Here is an 18,768-nt window from a genome sequence, read left to right as displayed (position 1 = left end):
GAATCCTCTCGATGTTATTTCATGGTGTAGTAAATTTCTTTATTTATAAATATATTTTATTATAATGAAATTATTTATTGAATGCGAACTCATTTTGTAAGATAACTAACAAAATTATTCTTTCTTTTTAACGTAATAATGTCACTTATTCATTATTTTTTAAATAATTAATAAATTCTTGTATTGTTTTCTCATTATGTTTTCCATCTTTAACTACTGCTAAAAACGATATAGCTGCATCGAAAGGTTTTCCGAGTGAGACCGCTTCAATCATTTCATCATTAAAGAAGTGTTCATTTTCTACCATTAAGTTGGAGACAATACCTATCCCAAGTCCCTCTGCAACTGTTCTCATCAATACAATCGGATTTGTAGTTTTGAATACGATTTTGAGTGGTCCATGTGTTTTTTCGAATTCTTTTAGCTGATGATGATAAAATCCACGATCATATAGAATAAATGGATAGTCTTGTATTTCCTCTAAATTGACGTAGTCCCTGAATGTTAATTTAGACTTTTTAGGAACGAGTAACTTAAATTTTGTTGTGAGATTCAATGATATTTCTCTGACTGGAAGTGTGTTTTCTTCAGTTTCTGGCTTTCCGATTAAACCAATATCTATATCTCCTTTATCCACCATATCTACAATATCTTCACGATCTGCTTCTTTAACTTCGACATCTACTTGAGGATAATCATTTTTAAAATGTGATAGTGCTTTAGGTACAATTTTATGGAAAAGTGTGGGTATCGTCGCAATTTTCAATGTACCTGCAATATCTGTTTTCATATTTTGAACTTCTACTAATAAATCATTTTGAGATTCTAATATTTCTAATATATATGGTATAAGTCGTTGCCCTTCTTCAGTTAAAAATGTTCCTTTACGAGAACGTTCAAACAATTTATAACCTATTTCTTTCTCAAGATTCGCAATTGATTGACTCATCGCAGATTGGCTAATATGCATTTTCTCACTAGCATGTATCATCGATTCCATTTCATAAACTGTCTTTACATAAGCAAGTTGTTCAAAATTCATGTGTTCACTCCCCACATTTGTATTAGTAACGCTTATAAATACTTCATTAATTCTAATTATACATTAGTAATATTAATTATTATAATACATGGGTAATACAATTATATGTACGGGAAAATTCAATCATTTTAGGAGGGAAATAATGGAAACACGTCTTTGGACTAAGGACTTTTTATCCGTGACGTTCGTGAATTTCTTTATGTATTTAATTCACTACATGTTAATCGTCACGATAACTGAATATACAATAGACGAATATCATGCATCTGAAAGTGTTGGCGGTTTAGCCGCTGGTATATTCATCATAGGTATGTTAGCGGGACGTCTTGGTTCAGGTAGAATTATTGATAATCTGCAACCTAAATTAGTATTACTTTCAGGTACGATTTTCTCTGTAATTGCAGTAGCACTTTATTTCACAATCAATAGTTTATGGGTATTGATGCTTATTCGTTTAATTCACGGTATTGCTTTCGGATTTTCATCAACTGCAACAGGTACGATTTCTTCTCGAATTGTTCCTGAAGATCGTAAAGGCGAAGGTATCGGCTATTATGGTTTAAGTGTCACATTAGCATCTGCAATTGGTCCGTTTTTAGGTTTAGTTTTCAATAAGAATTTAGGTTTCGAATCTATCTTCGGAATTAGTTTAATCAGTATCGTTGTTGCACTCATATTAACGTTCTTTATTAAAAAATTGCCTGTCTTAGGTAATACAACAGAAAACGAAGAACGACCTAAAGGTATTCATGCCTATTTACAAAAAGAAGCTTTACCTATTTCTATGGTAATTGTACTCGTTGGTGTCGCATATGCCAGCGTCCTTTCATTCTTATCTATATATGCTGAAAAAATCAATTTAGTTACTGCATCAAGTTTCTTTTTCGTTGTTTTTGCAGTAGTCACATTTGTTACACGTCCGTTTACAGGTAAAATTTATGACAATTATGGTGAAAACAAAGTCATGTACCCTGTATTATTCAGTTTTATGATAGGACTCGTTATCTTAGGTTGCACACATTCTAGCTTAGTATTATTAATTGCGGCAGCATTTATCGGTTTCGGTTACGGTACCATCGTGCCAACTGCTCAAGCTATTGCGATTCAACAATCACCGCCTAATAAAATGGGACTCGCTACATCTACTTTCTATATTTTTACAGACTTCGGTGCAGGCATGGGACCATTTATTCTTGGAATGATTATTCCATTCTTAGGTTACAGAAACCTATATATTCTAATGGGAGTCGTAGTTATTATTGCTATTATCATTTACTTCTTTGTTCATGGTAGACATCACACAAAACCATTTAAAACTAGAGAAAATGAATAGCCACTTTGTTTTTTGAAAATAATACGGTTAGCAGTTTCGTCATGAAATTGTTAGCCGTTTTTTTATAAAATAATTTACGATTAGTATCTGAAAAATAGGTTAAATGAAATATAGATAATAATATTAAAAATGATATAAAGGAGTTTTGTTATGAAAAAGATAACTATTCTATTAGCAATAGCCATTATTTCATTAGGTCTTGTCGGTTGCTCAGATCAATCAAGTGATAATCACAAATCAAAGCATCACTCTGATAATAAACATCACTCAATACATAATACTAAAATTCCAAAAAAGATATTTAGTAAAACTGATAAAGATAAAGACATTTCTAAGCCAACGATGAAAAAAGATATTAAACTTTATTTGGATAGTGATAGAAAACTAACCGATGCTTTAGAACCATATCAAGATAAAATAAGCTCTGAGAAAAAGTTATCGAAAAAACAATTGAATAAATTTAAACATATTGTCGATTTACAACACAAAAATAATCATAGATTTGATGAATATATTAATAATAATTCATTACCTAATCATAAATATGAACTCTATACTAAAAAAATAAATGATTATACGGCTCATGTTGATCAACTCTATAAAAAAGAACTGAACATTGCGAAGGAAGGGAACAGTGTTAAAAAAGCAAGTAAGTTAGCTGATACAGATAAAAATGTTAATGGTAAAGAGCAGAAACAGATTGAAGATTTCTTAAAAGAAGAAGATATAAAAACCATTGCTTATGATAAATAAATGAGTTGATTGTTGATACTATTTAAAAGCGCTCAAAGACAGAATCCTTTATCTTTGAGCGCTTTTTAATTCTTATTATTGTTTTACGTGAAACATATATGTAAAATACATCGATGATTCATCAGTATTATCAATTTATAGGGAAGCGAGTATTGCCTCAACTATTTTATTGGCTTTCTTATGTAGTTTATTTGTTTGATAAACTTCAATAAATGCACGTTTAATGACTTTATCTTGTGTTATTTTATTGTACGTCGTTTTTCTCTTCTTAATATAAATATGCTACCTATGATTAATAGTATAGCTGCAATAAAGCTAATGATACTTTTAGTAGTTTTACCTGCTTGTGGTAGGTTTTGATCTTGTTTTTCAGTTTTACTCTCTTCTTTGTATTCATATTTAGCTTTTTCATGGGGTTCCGAAATTGACGTTTTGGTGTCGTCTTGATGTGATTGCGGTGTTTCTGAATCATCTCTCACTTTTTTATTCACTTGAGGATTTTCTCTAGTTGTTGTCGCTAATTTAACTCCCTTAAATGACTCTGAGTTTTTATTACTCTTTAATGGTTGATATTCTAGTTCATTTGAAGTACTGTCTTCTTTACTTTCATGTTTTGTACTTTCAATTTTCCTATCATCTTTATTATTAATGTCTGTGTTTGAATAATCATTTTCAGAAGAAGCGCCTAAATTGGGTTGAGTCGATGAAAGATGATCTTGAGTAGACTCATTCATAGGAAGAATTTCAAATGATAAATTAGTGTAATTTGTAGTTTCTGACAATTCATCAACGACTGCAGTAATATTACCATACTCATCTTCTGCACTAACATGTGAAAATTTATAAGTCGATGCAGCAATATTCTTAGGAATCTGTAGTGCAATATCGGCCATCCACGTACCATCTGGTAAACGTGTCATATCTTTAGCATATGCAAATTTATTAATACCATCTAAACCTATGTAAGGTGCATTAACGAATCCTAATGAAACTTCTTTAAGTTGACTCGCATCTTTAATGTGAACACGTGCATGTATTGTATTACCTGGGTAATATTGCTTCTTATCAACCGTTACGCCAAGAATTTGTGGTGCTTCTGTATCCACTGCTTCTTTATTCTTAATGTTAAATTTAAGATGATCTGTATTCATTGATGATGGAGCTAAACCTGGCGCCACAGTATCTCCATTGCCACTTGCATCGTCAGCGACAACTGCTGCAAAGCTAAATGATGTATCTCCAATTTTATCAGGAATCTTAAGATTTATATCTACAGTCCATAGTCCATCTTGACCTTTATGCATATTTTCAGGCTTTGCAATTTCATTGATTGAAGACGTTCCCACACGTGTGTCGTTGGAAAATCCGATTGATACGTCACTGAGTTGACCTGCTTCTTTAATTGTTACACGTGCTTTCACTGTCTCACCTGGCGCATATGTATGCTTATCTATATCTACATCTATAATTTGTGGCGCTATAGTATCATGATCAGATGAACCTTGATTTGGCTCACTTTGATTTAGTGAATGTGGTACCGTTGTTGCTAGTTTCGATGAACTTCGTTGCGACGAAAGTTTAGGAGGTTTCTTTGTCGATACCGTTGAAACATCTTTTCCGTTAATCGAGTTGATTTCTGATTCTTTATCTGACACTTGTGTTTCATCATTGCCCGATGACGTAGTCGTGTGTACCCCTTCAGTTTGAGAATGTTGCTCTGCTGCGGAAACATCCTCATGCCCACTTAAAAAGATAATGCCTCCGATAACGATTGAACTTGCCCCCACTGCAAATTTTCTAATACTAAATTTGTGTTGTTTTATCATGTTAGCCTCCAATTATATAATAAATTTACAGTATAAATTTCCGTTTATTTAATATTACTTTACGTTGCATGTATATTCAATATAATTTTTAAGTATTTATCGGTTTTATTTTCAATAAAAAATAGGACATGGTTAACATGCCTTAGTTAAGATAATATCTATATTAATTTCTTAACTATCGATTTCAAATCCTAAATCTTCAATCATACGATAATCTTCTTCGTTAGGTTGGCCTCCGGTAATTAAATAATCTCCAACAAAAATTGAGTTAGCTGCTTTCAAGGCAATGGCTTGAAGTGACCGAAGATTGACTTCACGACCACCTGCTATTCGAATTTCTTTCGTTGGATTAATTAAACGAAACATTGCTATAATTCGCAAACATTTCATCGGTGACAGTAAATCTAGTCCACCAAATTTTGTTCCCTTAATCGGATGTAAAAAGTTGATTGGGATACTGTCCGCATCTATTTCTTTCAATGCAAATGCCATGTTAATCACATCTTCGTTTGTTTCACCCATTCCACAGATGACGCCTGAACATGGAGAAATATTATTGGCCTTCATCATTTCAACAGTATGTACCCGGTCTTCATATGTATGTGTAGTTACTACTTCATCATGATAACGTTCACTCGTATTTAAATTATGATTATATCGGTCTACACCCGCTTCTTTAAGTTTTTCTGCTTGTTCTTCTTTCGTTAGTCCTAAACATGCACAAATTTTCAATTGTGGATGCATTTTCTTAATATCTTCTACTGTTTCGCAAATATGATTCACTTCTCTATTGGTTGGACCCCGACCACTCATAACAATACAGTATGTCCCTATTTGATTATTTGTAGCCACTTGGGCCCCTGCTTTAATCTGATCTTGGTCAACTAATGCATAACGTTGCTTCTGTTTCATCTTTACAGATTGTCCACAGTACCCGCAATCCTCAGAACAAATACCGCTTTTCGCATTGAGAATCATATTTAATTTTACTTTTTTACCATAATAATGCTTTCTAACAATGTAAGCTTCATTGAGTAATTCAAAAGTATCAATATTGGGATCTTCATATATTTTCAAACATTCATCTTGAGATAACCCATCGTGATAAAGTACGCGTTCTGCTAAGTTTAAACTCATCCTTTTTAACCCCTTACTTCTGAAAAATTAAAGTTCAACATGTACACTCTTTTTAATGTAAACTTTTTATATAGTTAAGTTTACATTAATACTTTCATGATTGAAACCTCACTTTCAAAAATAAAAAGCTACACCGATGAGATCATTCACCGACATAGCTATAAAATTCCTATTTAAACTATAAAAGTTATTTAACGTCGCCTGTTTTAGGATTAAATTGTTTAATAGACTGCTTTCTCAATTGATCCTTTTGCGCTTTACTTATTTGATAATTGTTGTTATAAATGGTTGATTCCCAACTACCATACATAGGATTTGGGAAAATAATGTATTTTTTACCAAAATCATCTTTATGTTTCTGAATTAATTCATCGCGAGATTGAGCAGTAGGTTGTTTAGGATCAGCGAAGTCTAATAAGTTATCACCAAATAACATGACTAATTTATGATGTTTTTGAACTTTCTCACGACGTGTTTCCTTACTTTTGTCACTTTTACCTTTTAATAAAATATGACTGTCTGTAGCTTGAGGTAACCCTATATTTTTTAAATTCTGTTTCGTACCTTTAAAATCTTTCACTTTATCTCTATCAGATATGTAATAAATATCTACACCTTTTTTATTAGTATAATTTAAGAAAGATTTCGCACCATATACTGGTTTCGCCTTCGCTGCTGCGACCCATTCATGCCAGCCTTGTGGATGGGGTGCATCATTAAGCGCTGCATAGCCCTGATATGGCGAATTATCTAAAACTGTTTCATCTAAATCGAGTGCAATAGCGAGCTTTTTCTTACCTTTATTCTTTTTAATCTCTTTGTCTAGTTGAACTTTCGCACTATTATAGCCTTGTAAATATAATGCTTTCGCTTCTGCTGAATTTTGATACCAAGAAACAGCCATAATATTTTCCGAACCAAGATTAGGATTCTTTTGTTGTTGTGTGGTTTGATGATTCTCATCTTGTTTTGCATGTGAATCACTCGCATATGTATTAAGTGGTGCAGAAATAGTAAACGCTGTTGCTAACGTCGCCGTCGCAATATACTTTGATAGTTTATTCATATATTCACCTCATTGAAAATTAATAAAAAATACTAATTAAAGTATATAGTATTTACAATTAAATTAGAAACATCAGAATATTAATATTAGATATATTTTGGCTAAGCTAAAAGTATATAAAACATCTTAAATATGCTCTTTAAATCGCATCTTCGCGAGATTTAAAAAAACACTCGCTGCTTTTGAAATATCGCGATTTTTATTATAAGCAATTACCACATTATTTTTATAGTGTGTTTCATCAAGTTTGAAATATTGTATGTTTTCATGAGTGGCCTTATTCTTCACACTTTCTGGTACAATCGTAAGGCCAATACCCGCGTTTGTTAAATAGAGTGCATTATCTATATTAATTGTTTCCATCACTGGTTTCGGTACTATATTAAAGTCGTTAAAGAACTTGTCCGTAATTGTGCGTAACGTCATATTACCTTTCAACAAAATAAAGTTCTCATTATTTAATTGTCTTTTTTTAAGGATCATATCATTCTTTTGTATTAGTCTCTAATTTTTATTCATTATCATTGTAGTTTTATTGTAGTTACTGATTTTTTAAAATGAAAAATTAATCAAATTTTTACAATGATATTATAGAAATTATTTTTTATTATGATATCCTATTCACTGGGAATGTTTTTCATTGGGAAATAAATTTATAAGGAGATTTTTAAAATGAAAAAACATTTGCAAAAGTTAGTTACTGCTACCGTAGCCACAGCCATCGTTTCTGGTCCTGTATATTTTACTTTAGAGTCCCATAAAGCTAATGCTGAAACTATGCAAGAAGTTGATAAAGAGACGCAACAGCGTAAAAAACTTGGTAATGACTTATTAAAAGCTATTGAAGAGACTAAAGGGGACATAAACGACCCTAAAGCTACTGCTCAATTAAAAGGTCAAGTTACAAATTATAAAAACGGAGTAGCTAATCGAGGAAAAGCAACTATAGCTGCTAAAGCAGGTGCTAAAGCACTTAGAGCTACTGTACATAGAATTGGTGAAAAAGCTTGGAATAAATATGTAAAAAAATAGAAAGTATGTCTGGTAGAAAGTTAGTTATGCTTCACTATCAAGGTATTAATAAATTTTGTGATATTTTAACATGCTTCGAAGGTAATGTAAGTGATGCTATTGCTAAGACATTAAATAAATATACCGGTTTAAATAAAAACGTAGGATACGTAGTTGCAAGAGCACTTATTGCTCTATTGCTCTAGGTTTAATGATGAAAAACCAAAAGAAATTTTATTTAATATGCTTAATAGTAACTTTTATTATCTACATTTTTTTACCTGTAATTTTTAATCAAAATACTTTACCAATACGGTTATTTGCCCTAGTTCCTTTATTTTTCTTTGTGGCTTTTGTTTTAACCTCTGACAAGAAAAACTAACAAATTTCGTAATATCGAACAAAATCTATATTGGCTTTTGAGAGGGAATAATATAAATATAGATTTTCCTCTTGGAGGTATACAAATGATAATTATAATATATGAAATATTAGTATTTTTCGTTATCCTAATTACTTATTTTTTGATGATAATCGGAGAAATGTCTATAACTTGGAATTTCTTATTATCGATATTTGGCATGTTTGTTGGTATTCTTTTATTTTTCTATTTTTCTCTTTATAAAATCCCTGATTTTAGTAAAGAAAGAAAAATATTTATAACAATTATTAGCTGGATATTTATTGTGATTACTTTATTTATATTAGGACATTTAACGCTTATCCTAATACTTCATAATTGAAAGGTTATTTAGTACACATATATACAAAGTGTGTCTTGAGGCAGTGACTCCTATACGTTGCTGCTTCTTTTTTTAAATTTAAAAAATCCATATTTAGTTAATTAATACATCATTATAAAGAGTCATATGTGGTTTTTCATCTTTATAATAAGTTAACCTATCATTTAGATTTCCCGTATGTAATTCTAATTTATGCCCATCTGGGTCAGTAAAATAAATAGACTTTTTGTCTTTAATATGACGTTCTCGTCCTTCTAAGATATTCACATAATGTTTTTGGAGCCATTCGTACCATTCTTCAAATTCATTATCATTAATTGAAAATGCCATATGTGTATAAGAATATTTAATTTCTGTTCTAGGTACATTAACTTCTTCATTTAAAGCAACCCATAAACCACCAATATTGAAATACGCAGTAGACTTACCACTAACTAATAAATCACCTTTCAAAACATTTTTATAAAACTCTATTGAAACAACTAAATTACTAACAGAAAAGCAAACATAATTAATACCTTTAATTTCCATAAAAACACCATCCGATTTGTATATACTGATTCATTTATCTGACATGCTCCATTACTTTGTCGACTATAACTTCAATTCTATATTGATAGCATAAGTACCTGATTTATTTATATTATCTATGTAAAAACGTTTAATATTAAAAATACCTAGTTAACTTTACGATTTTGATGGTTAGAATTTTGCAAGATGCTTCACCTCAACATATGTATATCTCTATAGAAAGGGCATGAAACATTGTTATTTTATCTTTAGAGATTCATTTAAAAAAGGTATACCCAACATTAAGCCGGATATACCTTAACGATTGATATTATGTTTTAAGTATTTTCTCCATTTCGAACACGATCTATGATTTTCTGTACACGTTGTTGTTTATCATTCTCATCACTAATAAAGAAGACGGGTTATTCGCCTTCAATTGAAACCCACGGTACGAGTGCATCAAAATCAAGATCTCGAATCATTTCAAGACTCTTAATGGATTGTTCTCTATCACTTGAAGGTAGGACGACTGTGCGCCACTCATCTCCTTCATAACAGAGGAAATCACCTGTAAATAGATAACGATGTTCGCCGTTATCCCACAAATATAATGTTGTTCCAGGCGTATGCCCAGGCGCAGGAATCACCTCTAAATCGTCATATAATTCTTCACCGTCTTTAAACGTTCCAGCAACTTGAAGCGTATCAGTCACAGCTTCTTTATCATCTTGGTGAATATAGTAAGGTGCATTGAAATGCGTTTGACCACCTAACGATTCATGTTCATGATTCATAAGTACGCGATCTGCGCCACCCAGTGACTGAATATCATCTGCTGCTTCGTCAATTCTACCAGAATGGAAAATCACAATATTCCCTTCTGAACGTTCAAGAACGAAAGATTTGAAGCGAAATCGTTTATCAAATGGGAGTTCTGTTGTTGGCGTCGCATACAGACCATTTGCTACTTTATCTAATGTTTCGAAATTGTTTTCATTTTCAGCCATACAATCCCCCACCTTTAATACATTAGTCTAAATATTGATCAGCATGTTCTAGTCTATAGTGTTCGATTTTAGATTTTTCTTCATCAAATTCTTTATGCGTTAATTTTGTAATCTTTTCAATTGAATATCCTAACTTTTTTGCGAAAGCGTCAACTTCCCCCTTGTTTTTTGCCACTACAAAAACAGTTAAAATATTTTCGTCAACAATGTCTTTATTGTGTTGATAGTCTAATCTGAAAATCTTCATATGAACCCCCGCCTTTTATATTTTAAATGCCCATTTTCGTGTTAAATATAGTCCTGTCAATATTTTATTATCCCCTTCTTTTCGAAAAATCAAACGTCCCATTCCTACATAAATACGTCATACGTTATTTCTAATATAAGAAAAGAGACAAGCTTGAACGTATCGTTATAATGACATGTTCTATGCTTGTCTCATAAATATCATATTTAATTTTCCTCTTTTATTACTTATATTTTAATCATTTCACCGTTAAAACTTTTCAGTGATTTAAAACCTTCTAAACGCTTAAATTAAAACAATATTTCATACAATTATACACAACTTTAAAATTACATATAATTTCACCATACTCCTTTTTTGTGAATTTTTCACAAATTCCTTAAAATCTTAAAAAAGTTTTCAATTATTTATTAATAAAAAATGACAACTTTTTAATTTTATTGATTATTATAAGTTAACGCTTACAATGACCTTGAAATCAAATTTAAGGAGTTGTAAAGAATGAAGAATTTACGCAATAGAAGTTTTCTAACTTTATTAGATTTTTCACAGAAAGAGGTAGAATTTTTATTAAATCTCTCTGAAGATTTAAAACGTGCTAAATACATAGGCACTGAAAAGCCTATGCTTAAAAATAAAAATATTGCTCTTCTTTTTGAAAAAGACTCTACAAGAACTCGTTGTTCATTTGAAGTCGCTGCACATGACCAAGGTGCAAATGTAACGTACTTAGGTCCTACAGGCTCACAAATGGGTAAAAAAGAAACTGCTAAAGATACTGCAAGAGTTTTAGGTGGTATGTATGACGGCATTGAATATCGTGGTTTCTCTCAACGTACAGTTGAAACGTTGGCTGAATTTTCAGGGGTGCCAGTATGGAATGGCTTAACTGATGAAGATCACCCTACACAAGTACTCGCAGATTTCTTAACTGCTAAAGAAGTATTGAAGAAAGATTACTCCGAAATTAACTTCACATATGTTGGTGATGGCCGTAATAATGTTGCTAACGCATTAATGCAAGGTGCCGCTATCATGGGCATGAATTTCCACCTCGTTTGTCCTAAAGAATTAAATCCTACTGACGAATTGCTAAGCCGCTGTGAACGCATTGCTTCTGAAAATGGAGGCAACATCCTTATCACAGACGATATCGATAAAGGTGTTAAAGACTCTGACGTGATCTATACAGATGTATGGGTATCAATGGGTGAACCTGACGAAGTATGGCAAGAACGTCTTAAATTATTAGAACCTTACCGTGTTAATAAAGAATTAATGGAAAAAACAGGCAATCCAAATGTAATATTTGAACATTGCTTACCATCATTCCATAACACTGACACTAAAATCGGTAAAGAAATTTATGAAAAATATGGCGTAACTGAAATGGAAGTCACTGATGAAGTATTCGAAAGTGACGCTTCAGTAGTATTCCAAGAAGCAGAAAACAGAATGCATACTATTAAAGCAGTCATGGTGGCTACTTTAGGTGAATTCTAGTACAGACAGGAGGTAATTCAAGTGGCAAAAATCGTAGTGGCATTAGGTGGTAACGCATTAGGTAAATCACCTCAAGAACAACTAGAACTTGTTAAGAATACAGCTAAATCACTTGTGGGGCTAATTACAAAAGGGCACGAAATTGTGATTAGTCACGGTAACGGCCCTCAAGTAGGTAGCATTAATTTAGGTTTGAATTATGCTGCAGAACACGGTCAAGGCCCTGCCTTTCCATTCGCTGAATGTGGTGCAATGAGCCAAGCGTATATTGGTTATCAACTACAAGAGAGCTTACAAAATGAATTACACGCACTTGGTATAGACAAACAAGTTGTCACATTAGTAACTCAAGTTGAAGTAGATCCCGATGATACAGCGTTTAGTCATCCTTCTAAACCTATTGGTCTCTTCTATGATAAAGAAACAGCTGAAAGCATTGAAAAAGAGAAAAACTATAGCTTTGTTGAAGATGCAGGACGTGGCTATCGTCGTGTTGTTCCTTCACCTCAGCCGAAATCAATTGTCGAACTTGCAAGTATCAAAACTTTAATTGAAAATGATGTGCTTGTCATTGCAGCTGGTGGCGGTGGTGTCCCAGTTATTCGCGAACAACACGATAGCTTTAAAGGTGTTGATGCAGTTATCGACAAAGATAAAACAAGTGCATTACTAGGTGCAGATATTCAATGTGATCAACTTATTATCTTAACAGCCATTGATTATGTGTATGTTAATTACAACACTGAAAATCAAAAAGCACTTAAAACTGTCACACCTGAAGAATTAGATGCATACGTCAAAGAAGATCAATTTGCTAAAGGTAGTATGCTTCCAAAAATAGAATCAGCCATCTCATTTATTGAGAACAATCCTGAAGGTAGTGTATTAATCACTTCCTTAGATCAATTAGACAACGCACTCGAAGGTAAAGTTGGTACTTTAATTAAAAAATCATTTTGATGACTTTTAATTGAACGAACATTGAGTGCTATCAATTGCAGGTCATTTTATTCATACTGACATAGTTGTGCACCCTGTTCTTCCATCTACTCCCAAACTATACAGGGTGCACTTCTTTATTGGAAAAATACGAAAATATTTTATAGATATGCATAAATTTCATGATTCTCGAATGATATAGAAAAAAGGAGATGAAAATATTGGAACATGCTATCGATTCAAATAAAAAGAAGAAGCGATTTAAATTACGGATGCCTGGCGCATTCATGATTTTATTCTTACTCACAGTGGTTGCCGTGATAGCAACGTGGCTCATACCCGCTGGTGCTTATTCTAAATTATCATATGAACCCGCTTCACAAGAATTAAAAATCGTAAACCCTCATAATCAAGTTAAAAAAGTTCCAGGAACACAAAAAGAGCTTGATAAAATGGGTGTTAAAATTAAAATTGAACAATTCAAATCGGGAGCTATTAATAAACCCGTATCGATACCAAATACTTACGAACGACTTAAACAACATCCTGCTGGTTTAGATCAAATTACAAGCAGCATGGTAAAGGGTACCATTGAAGCCGTCGATATCATGGTATTTATCCTCGTTCTAGGTGGACTCATAGGTGTCGTTCAGGCGAGTGGTTCGTTCGAGTCAGGTCTACTGGCCTTAACTCAGAAGACGAAAGGCCACGAGTTTATGCTCATCGCTTTTGTAGCAATTTTAATGGTACTTGGCGGAACATTATGCGGTATTGAAGAAGAGGCCGTCGCCTTTTATCCAGTACTCGTCCCCATTTTCATCGCATTGGGATATGATTCCATCGTTTCTGTCGGCACCATCTTTTTAGCGAGTTACATCGGTAGTACATTTTCAACGATTAATCCGTTCTCAGTGGTCATCGCCTCTAACGCTGCAGGAACAACCTTTACAGATGGATTGTACTGGAGAATTGGTGCATGTATCGTCGGAGCTATATTTGTAGTAAGTTACCTTTATTGGTACTGCAAAAAAATTAAGAAAGAACCAAAAGCTTCTTATGCTTACGAAGATAAAACAGAATTTGAAAAGCAATGGTCAGTAATGGATCAGAATAGCTCTTCAACATTCACTTTACGTAAAAAAATCATACTTACCTTATTCGTATTGCCATTCCCTATCATGGTTTGGGGCGTAATGACACAAGGCTGGTGGTTCCCAATTATGGCATCAGCGTTCCTAATATTTACGATTATCATTATGTTTATAGCAGGAATGGGTAAATATGGTCTTGGCGAAAAAGGCACAGTCGATGCATTTGTCAATGGTGCATCAAGTCTTGTCGGCGTATCATTAATTATTGGTTTGGCGCGTGGTATCAACTTAGTATTAAATAAAGGATTAATTTCGGACACAATCTTGCACTTCTCATCTTCCATCGTGCAACATATGAGTGGTCCTTTATTTATCATAGTCTTATTAGTGATTTTCTTCTTCTTAGGTTTTATCGTACCATCATCATCTGGATTGGCAGTGTTATCTATGCCTATCTTTGCGCCATTAGCCGATACGGTTGGAATACCTCGATTCGTCATCGTCACAACTTATCAATTCGGTCAATATGCGATGTTATTCCTTGCACCAACAGGACTCGTCATGGCAACCTTACAGATGCTCAACATGCGCTACTCCCACTGGTTGAGATTCGTCTGGCCGGTCGTTGCCTTTGTACTCGTCTTCGGTGGCGGTTTACTCATCGCTCAAGTATTGATTTATTCTTAGATATATTTAATTTCGGAAAATGAAGTGCCGAGATAGCACAGATTTTATAAGATGCCATATAAAAGCGAGGTTAGGTCGAAATCCTAACCTCGCTAAATTTTATCTTTATTCATTCCAAAATTGCTTAATCATTTCTGCATCTTTGCGACCTTGTGCTTCGCCTAGTTTTGCGATTTCTGGTCGAATGGATGGATCCACTGTGTTACCACCCAATTCATTTAACTTATTGAATACGTCTTGACTTGGCGTAATCAATTTAACATCTGCACCATTATCTTCTAGTTCTTTAATAGCATCGTCTAATCGATAAGGTGTAGAAATAGGAAGGTTTGTTGATAGAATCAATACTTTTTTAGCCCCTTTTGCTAAATCTGCATTCTCCATCGAATGGCAACCACCATCAAAATGTTTCTGACCATTAACTGTTGTAGCAGGCCATACACCGGGTAGTGAGCCACTTGAAGCCATCGCGCGATATAAATCCACTTCAGATTCGGATGTGAATGCGACTCGCTCTGCTTTTTGGGCGTTAACAGCTGTAATCATTAAATTTTGAGGCCATTCCTCGATTTTAATTCTGTGTTTTAATCTATTGATGTGTTCATTTTCATCAAATTTGTTATCCTCTAGCGCATATTCACTATAATTTTCAATCCATTCTTTTGGCGTGTTAGCGCTTTTCTCTATTTCATTATAACGGGCGAACACCCCAGACATGTCCTGACTTGGCGGTTCTTCGTTGGATTTTGGGGCAATTTGTTCTTCGAAAATAACTTCCCAACTTTTATCTGAAGTAATACCTGTTGCCGCTTGCGCCCCACCAGACGTCCCGATGACTAAATCTGAATGTCTAACGTCTATTCCAGCTTGATCAAGAGCTGAAATATATCCTAATTGCCAACCAATGGCGAGTGAACCGCCCCCGCCTAATACTAAAGCATGGTTTAAATTCTCTTTATGATTTACCACTTTCATTCCACCTTTATGAGTGATGACTCTTCATTATCATAATTACCCTTTTTCATAGAATCAAATTTTAAAACTTTAATCCAAAAAATAAGCTATGCATACCTTATCAATTCACGGTATACATAGCTTCTTCAATTCTATTACTTACATTAATATGTTTGAGGTTGTTTGTTTCCTCGTATTTTATATACAACGAATCCGATAATGAACCCAACTAACGCTGGTATTATCCAACCCATTCCTATAGTGAAGAATGGTAAATACTTTTCTCCTAAAGAAATAATGAAACGGGCGAAACTCGTTTTGGCGAAGAATTCAGGACTTGCCTTCACACCATCGATAAATGCAGCAATCATAGTAAAGAATGTTGTAAATCGATACACTACTTTAGAATGATTGAATAATGGACTTGCTAAAGTTAAGAGAATTAACGTAATTGCGAGTGGATAGATAAACATTAATACTGGCGTTGAGTACATAATAATTTTTGTTAAACCCACATTGGCGAAGATACACGCTAAGACACTCACTACTGTCGCAAACATAATATATTTTTGTTTAGGAAAGAGCTCTGTAAATGTCTCTGAAAATGCTGTAATTAATCCGATTGCTGTTTTTAAACATGCCACAATGATAATGAGTGACAGCACAATGATGCCGTAATCTCCAAGGTAATGTTGAGCTATTTGTGCGAGTGCGATGCCCCCATTTTCACTAACTTTAAAATTACCTAAACTCATCGTACCCATGATTGCAAGCAAGCTATAAATGAGCCCCATACCGACGATACTAATTGTTCCTGATTTGAATGTTTCTTTAGCAATCGTATTCGGGTTCGTCACACCCAATTTCTTAATCGTCGTCACGATAATGATACCGAATGCTAAAGATGCCAGTGCATCTAAAGTGTTATAACCATCGATAAATCCTTTGAGCAACGCACCATCTTTGTATTGTGGACTCACCGGCGCATGGCTCACGCCACCCATTGGATGAATAAATGCAAGTAAAACAATGATACCAAGTAAAATTAAAAATACAGGATTTAAAAATTTACCTATATAATCTAAGATTTTTGATGGCTTTCTGGCAAAGAACCAAGCTGCTAGGAAAAATAGAATACTAAATATCGGTAACACAATTTTTCCTTGGCCTGGTGAAATAAATGGCGAAAACGCAATTTCATATGACGTCGTTGCCAATCTCGGTAATGCGAAAAATGGCCCAATCACAAGATATAATCCAATAGTAAATAAATACGCATAGATTTTACTCACTCTTGAAGAAATTTCAAAAATACCATTTGTCTTCGACACACCAATGGCAATAATTCCTAAAAATGGTAAACCAATAGCTGTGATTAAGAAACCTAAATTAGCTGTAAATACGTTAGAACCAGCTGTTTGACCTAGATGAATTGGGAAGATTAAGTTTCCTGCGCCAAAGAAGAGACCAAACAACATCGATCCAATAAAAATATTTTCTTTAATTGTAAGTTTGTTTTTTATCATTAATGTATCTCCTATGTCTATGTTATTAGCTATTATACATTAAATTCGCTACAAATTAATTCAAATTTTCAGAAAAAAGTGTGTCATTTTTTTACTTTAATATCGTTAATTTTTATAGAATTGTCGCACTTTTGAATTTTCAAAAATATTAAATTCGCATTAACACTCAAAACACAATTAAATTTCCTCCAATTAATTGTGTTACAATTGAGAAATGTTTTGGGAAACATATAGATTTACACTAAAGGGGTTATAAGAGATGAATATCATATTAGGAGTTGGGACATTAGTCATAGTACTAGTTATTATGACATTGTTCTTAAAATTTGCGCCATATGGTAAAGAAGGTCTACAAGCGCTATCAGGGGCAGCTTGTGCAACATTTCTACCACAGGCCTTCTTAAGTTATGCTATTGGTGGCATTTTCCATATTAAATTCCTACAAGAGATTGGTGACCTTGCAGGGAGTCTTGGTGGCATTGCGGTCGGAATTCTCGCATGCATCAACTTAGGTGTTTCGCCAGTCTTTGCAGTGATTGTAGGATTAGTATTAAAAGACTTTAGTTTATTACCTGCATTTATAGCAGCGTATCTAACTGCATTTGTGATTAAATTTATTGAAAAGAAAGTTCCGGAAGGCTTAGACTTAATCGTCGTTATCCTTATCGCACCAGCGCTTGTCTATGGATTAGCAACATTGATTAACCCAGGCGTCACAGCAGTATTAAATCAAATTGCGAATGCCGTTAATTCAGTTGGAGATAGCAGTCCATACGCACTCGCGATTATTCTAGGACTCATCATTCCAGTGACAAGTATGACACCATTAAGTTCAATGGTCCTTGCAAGTATCTTAGGACTTACTGGCTTACCTATGGCGATCGGTGCAATCGTATGTACTGGTGCATCATTTGTTAACTTTACATTATTTAACCTTTTAAAAATTGGTCAAAAACCAAATCGATTTGCCGTATTTATCGAACCACTCACACAAATCGATTTAATCGTGAAATACGCACCCGTCTTATATGGTACAAATGCGATTATAGGTATGGTCAACGCATGTATTATCGCGTTCAGCGGTCTAAAAATTGGTGTTACTGGCATGGCCACACCAATGGCAGGTGCGATTGTATTATTCGGTTTCAATAGTCCTATTAAATCAATTATTACGATTGCAGCTGTTGCAGTGACAGGAACTATCTTAGCATTTATTATTGGCTCATTAATTAAAAAATTCGACTTATTACACTTGCATATTCCAATGCCATGGAATAAAGGTAAAAGTCATTCATAATATAGAAGAAACATCTATCCGTTGCCAGATGATAACGCAACCAAGGTAGATGTTTTTTACTATGTATAGTCTTCAAACTTCATAAATTCTTTT

At 33.6% G+C, this 18,768-nt stretch carries 17 protein-coding genes and 1 pseudogene; 8 read left to right on the top strand and 10 right to left on the bottom strand.

Translation table 11 applies throughout. From position 1 onward, the window contains the following. Positions 1 to 145: 145 nt before the first annotated feature. Entirely contained in the window at positions 146 to 1,042 is an 897-nt protein-coding gene (locus tag CD155_RS06700) for a LysR family transcriptional regulator (protein WP_044466675.1), read from the bottom strand. Between the two features lie 142 nt (positions 1,043 to 1,184). On the opposite strand from CD155_RS06700, the gene CD155_RS06695 reads away from it, so the two are divergent. Both CD155_RS06695 and CD155_RS06690 read left to right on the top strand, forming a co-directional pair. Beyond that, complete coding sequence (locus CD155_RS06695; RefSeq protein ID WP_044466676.1) at positions 1,185 to 2,375, top strand: MFS transporter; 1,191 nt, start codon at positions 1,185 to 1,187, stop codon at positions 2,373 to 2,375. A gap of 150 nt (positions 2,376 to 2,525) precedes the next feature. Then, positions 2,526 to 3,128, top strand: a complete 603-nt coding sequence (locus tag CD155_RS06690; protein WP_103212867.1) for an NDxxF motif lipoprotein — start codon at positions 2,526 to 2,528, stop codon at positions 3,126 to 3,128. A 239-nt stretch (positions 3,129 to 3,367) separates the two neighbouring features. Here CD155_RS06690 and CD155_RS06685 read toward each other — a convergent pair whose 3' ends face one another. The 4 genes from CD155_RS06685 to CD155_RS06670 form a co-directional block, all read right to left on the bottom strand. Next, entirely contained in the window at positions 3,368 to 4,954 is a 1,587-nt protein-coding gene (locus tag CD155_RS06685; RefSeq protein WP_103212866.1) for a YSIRK-type signal peptide-containing protein, read from the bottom strand. Positions 4,955 to 5,125: 171 nt separating this feature from the next. Then, positions 5,126 to 6,091, bottom strand: a complete 966-nt coding sequence (gene bioB / locus CD155_RS06680; RefSeq protein WP_103212865.1) for a biotin synthase BioB — start codon at positions 6,089 to 6,091, stop codon at positions 5,126 to 5,128. A 187-nt stretch (positions 6,092 to 6,278) separates the two neighbouring features. Beyond that, entirely contained in the window at positions 6,279 to 7,157 is an 879-nt protein-coding gene (locus tag CD155_RS06675) for a 5'-nucleotidase, lipoprotein e(P4) family (RefSeq protein WP_103212864.1), read from the bottom strand. A gap of 126 nt (positions 7,158 to 7,283) precedes the next feature. Further along, the gene (locus CD155_RS06670; RefSeq protein WP_103212863.1) at positions 7,284 to 7,640 is read right to left on the bottom strand and encodes a LysR family transcriptional regulator substrate-binding protein; all 357 of its coding nucleotides are present in this window, start codon (positions 7,638 to 7,640) and stop codon (positions 7,284 to 7,286) included. A 189-nt stretch (positions 7,641 to 7,829) separates the two neighbouring features. Between CD155_RS06670 and CD155_RS06665 the strand changes: the two genes are divergently transcribed. Both CD155_RS06665 and CD155_RS13095 read left to right on the top strand, forming a co-directional pair. Further along, positions 7,830 to 8,189 (top strand): hypothetical protein, encoded by a 360-nt coding sequence (locus CD155_RS06665; protein WP_002444851.1) that lies wholly within the window; start codon positions 7,830 to 7,832, stop codon positions 8,187 to 8,189. Between the two features lie 5 nt (positions 8,190 to 8,194). Next, positions 8,195 to 8,374, top strand: coding sequence for a hypothetical protein (locus CD155_RS13095; RefSeq protein ID WP_256605019.1), 180 nt, complete (start codon positions 8,195 to 8,197; stop codon positions 8,372 to 8,374). A gap of 630 nt (positions 8,375 to 9,004) precedes the next feature. Here CD155_RS13095 and fosB read toward each other — a convergent pair. The 3 genes and pseudogenes from fosB to CD155_RS06645 all read right to left on the bottom strand — a co-directional run bounded on the left by fosB (position 9,005) and on the right by CD155_RS06645 (position 10,678). Continuing rightward, the gene (gene fosB / locus CD155_RS06655) at positions 9,005 to 9,442 is read right to left on the bottom strand and encodes a metallothiol transferase FosB (protein ID WP_103212862.1); all 438 of its coding nucleotides are present in this window, start codon (positions 9,440 to 9,442) and stop codon (positions 9,005 to 9,007) included. A 317-nt stretch (positions 9,443 to 9,759) separates the two neighbouring features. Next, positions 9,760 to 10,431: pseudogene (locus CD155_RS06650) on the bottom strand (MBL fold metallo-hydrolase). 22 nt (positions 10,432 to 10,453) lie between these two features. After that, the gene (locus CD155_RS06645) at positions 10,454 to 10,678 is read right to left on the bottom strand and encodes a 30S ribosomal protein S17e (protein WP_002444860.1); all 225 of its coding nucleotides are present in this window, start codon (positions 10,676 to 10,678) and stop codon (positions 10,454 to 10,456) included. 501 nt (positions 10,679 to 11,179) lie between these two features. Here CD155_RS06645 and argF point away from each other — a divergent pair. From argF to CD155_RS06630, 3 genes are all read left to right on the top strand, one after another. Beyond that, a complete protein-coding gene (gene argF / locus CD155_RS06640) occupies positions 11,180 to 12,181 on the top strand; it encodes an ornithine carbamoyltransferase (RefSeq protein WP_002444862.1) in 1,002 nt (333 codons plus the stop codon). 21 nt (positions 12,182 to 12,202) lie between these two features. Next, positions 12,203 to 13,141, top strand: coding sequence for a carbamate kinase (gene arcC, locus CD155_RS06635; RefSeq protein WP_002444864.1), 939 nt, complete (start codon positions 12,203 to 12,205; stop codon positions 13,139 to 13,141). Positions 13,142 to 13,332: 191 nt separating this feature from the next. Next, positions 13,333 to 14,898: a YfcC family protein gene (locus tag CD155_RS06630; protein ID WP_103212861.1), complete on the top strand. Its 1,566-nt coding sequence runs from the start codon at positions 13,333 to 13,335 to the stop codon at positions 14,896 to 14,898. A 105-nt stretch (positions 14,899 to 15,003) separates the two neighbouring features. On the opposite strand, the gene CD155_RS06625 is transcribed toward CD155_RS06630, so the two are convergent. Further along, positions 15,004 to 15,873, bottom strand: coding sequence for a patatin-like phospholipase family protein (locus tag CD155_RS06625; RefSeq protein WP_103212860.1), 870 nt, complete (start codon positions 15,871 to 15,873; stop codon positions 15,004 to 15,006). Between the two features lie 143 nt (positions 15,874 to 16,016). Beyond that, positions 16,017 to 17,378 (bottom strand): branched-chain amino acid transport system II carrier protein, encoded by a 1,362-nt coding sequence (gene brnQ / locus CD155_RS06620; protein ID WP_103212859.1) that lies wholly within the window; start codon positions 17,376 to 17,378, stop codon positions 16,017 to 16,019. Between the two features lie 259 nt (positions 17,379 to 17,637). On the opposite strand from brnQ, the gene CD155_RS06615 reads away from it, so the two are divergent. Next, positions 17,638 to 18,675, top strand: coding sequence for a PTS sugar transporter subunit IIC (locus CD155_RS06615; protein WP_070833042.1), 1,038 nt, complete (start codon positions 17,638 to 17,640; stop codon positions 18,673 to 18,675). Positions 18,676 to 18,768: the final 93 nt, after the last annotated feature.

It is taken from the genome of Staphylococcus caprae (assembly GCF_002902725.1).
GTDB lineage: Bacteria > Bacillota > Bacilli > Staphylococcales > Staphylococcaceae > Staphylococcus > Staphylococcus caprae.
The sequence above is the reverse complement of the archived record's forward strand: the minus strand, read 5'-3'. Positions and strand labels throughout refer to the sequence as shown.

Bases quoted from the DNA above. Each gene is read 5' to 3' on its own strand.
- brnQ (WP_103212859.1), bottom strand. From the start codon at position 17,378: ATGATAAAAAACAAACTTACAATTAAAGAAAATATTTTTATTGGATCG.
- CD155_RS06665 (WP_002444851.1), top strand. From the start codon at position 7,830: ATGAAAAAACATTTGCAAAAGTTAGTTACTGCTACCGTAGCCACAGCC.
- CD155_RS06700 (WP_044466675.1), bottom strand. From the start codon at position 1,042: ATGAATTTTGAACAACTTGCTTATGTAAAGACAGTTTATGAAATGGAA.
- CD155_RS06690 (WP_103212867.1), top strand. From the start codon at position 2,526: ATGAAAAAGATAACTATTCTATTAGCAATAGCCATTATTTCATTAGGT.
- CD155_RS06675 (WP_103212864.1), bottom strand. From the start codon at position 7,157: ATGAATAAACTATCAAAGTATATTGCGACGGCGACGTTAGCAACAGCG.
- CD155_RS06695 (WP_044466676.1), top strand. From the start codon at position 1,185: ATGGAAACACGTCTTTGGACTAAGGACTTTTTATCCGTGACGTTCGTG.
- fosB (WP_103212862.1), bottom strand. From the start codon at position 9,442: ATGGAAATTAAAGGTATTAATTATGTTTGCTTTTCTGTTAGTAATTTA.
- CD155_RS06615 (WP_070833042.1), top strand. From the start codon at position 17,638: ATGAATATCATATTAGGAGTTGGGACATTAGTCATAGTACTAGTTATT.
- argF (WP_002444862.1), top strand. From the start codon at position 11,180: ATGAAGAATTTACGCAATAGAAGTTTTCTAACTTTATTAGATTTTTCA.
- CD155_RS06625 (WP_103212860.1), bottom strand. From the start codon at position 15,873: ATGAAAGTGGTAAATCATAAAGAGAATTTAAACCATGCTTTAGTATTA.
- CD155_RS06645 (WP_002444860.1), bottom strand. From the start codon at position 10,678: ATGAAGATTTTCAGATTAGACTATCAACACAATAAAGACATTGTTGAC.
- CD155_RS06670 (WP_103212863.1), bottom strand. From the start codon at position 7,640: ATGATCCTTAAAAAAAGACAATTAAATAATGAGAACTTTATTTTGTTG.
- bioB (WP_103212865.1), bottom strand. From the start codon at position 6,091: ATGAGTTTAAACTTAGCAGAACGCGTACTTTATCACGATGGGTTATCT.
- CD155_RS13095 (WP_256605019.1), top strand. From the start codon at position 8,195: ATGTCTGGTAGAAAGTTAGTTATGCTTCACTATCAAGGTATTAATAAA.
- CD155_RS06630 (WP_103212861.1), top strand. From the start codon at position 13,333: ATGAAAATATTGGAACATGCTATCGATTCAAATAAAAAGAAGAAGCGA.
- CD155_RS06685 (WP_103212866.1), bottom strand. From the start codon at position 4,954: ATGATAAAACAACACAAATTTAGTATTAGAAAATTTGCAGTGGGGGCA.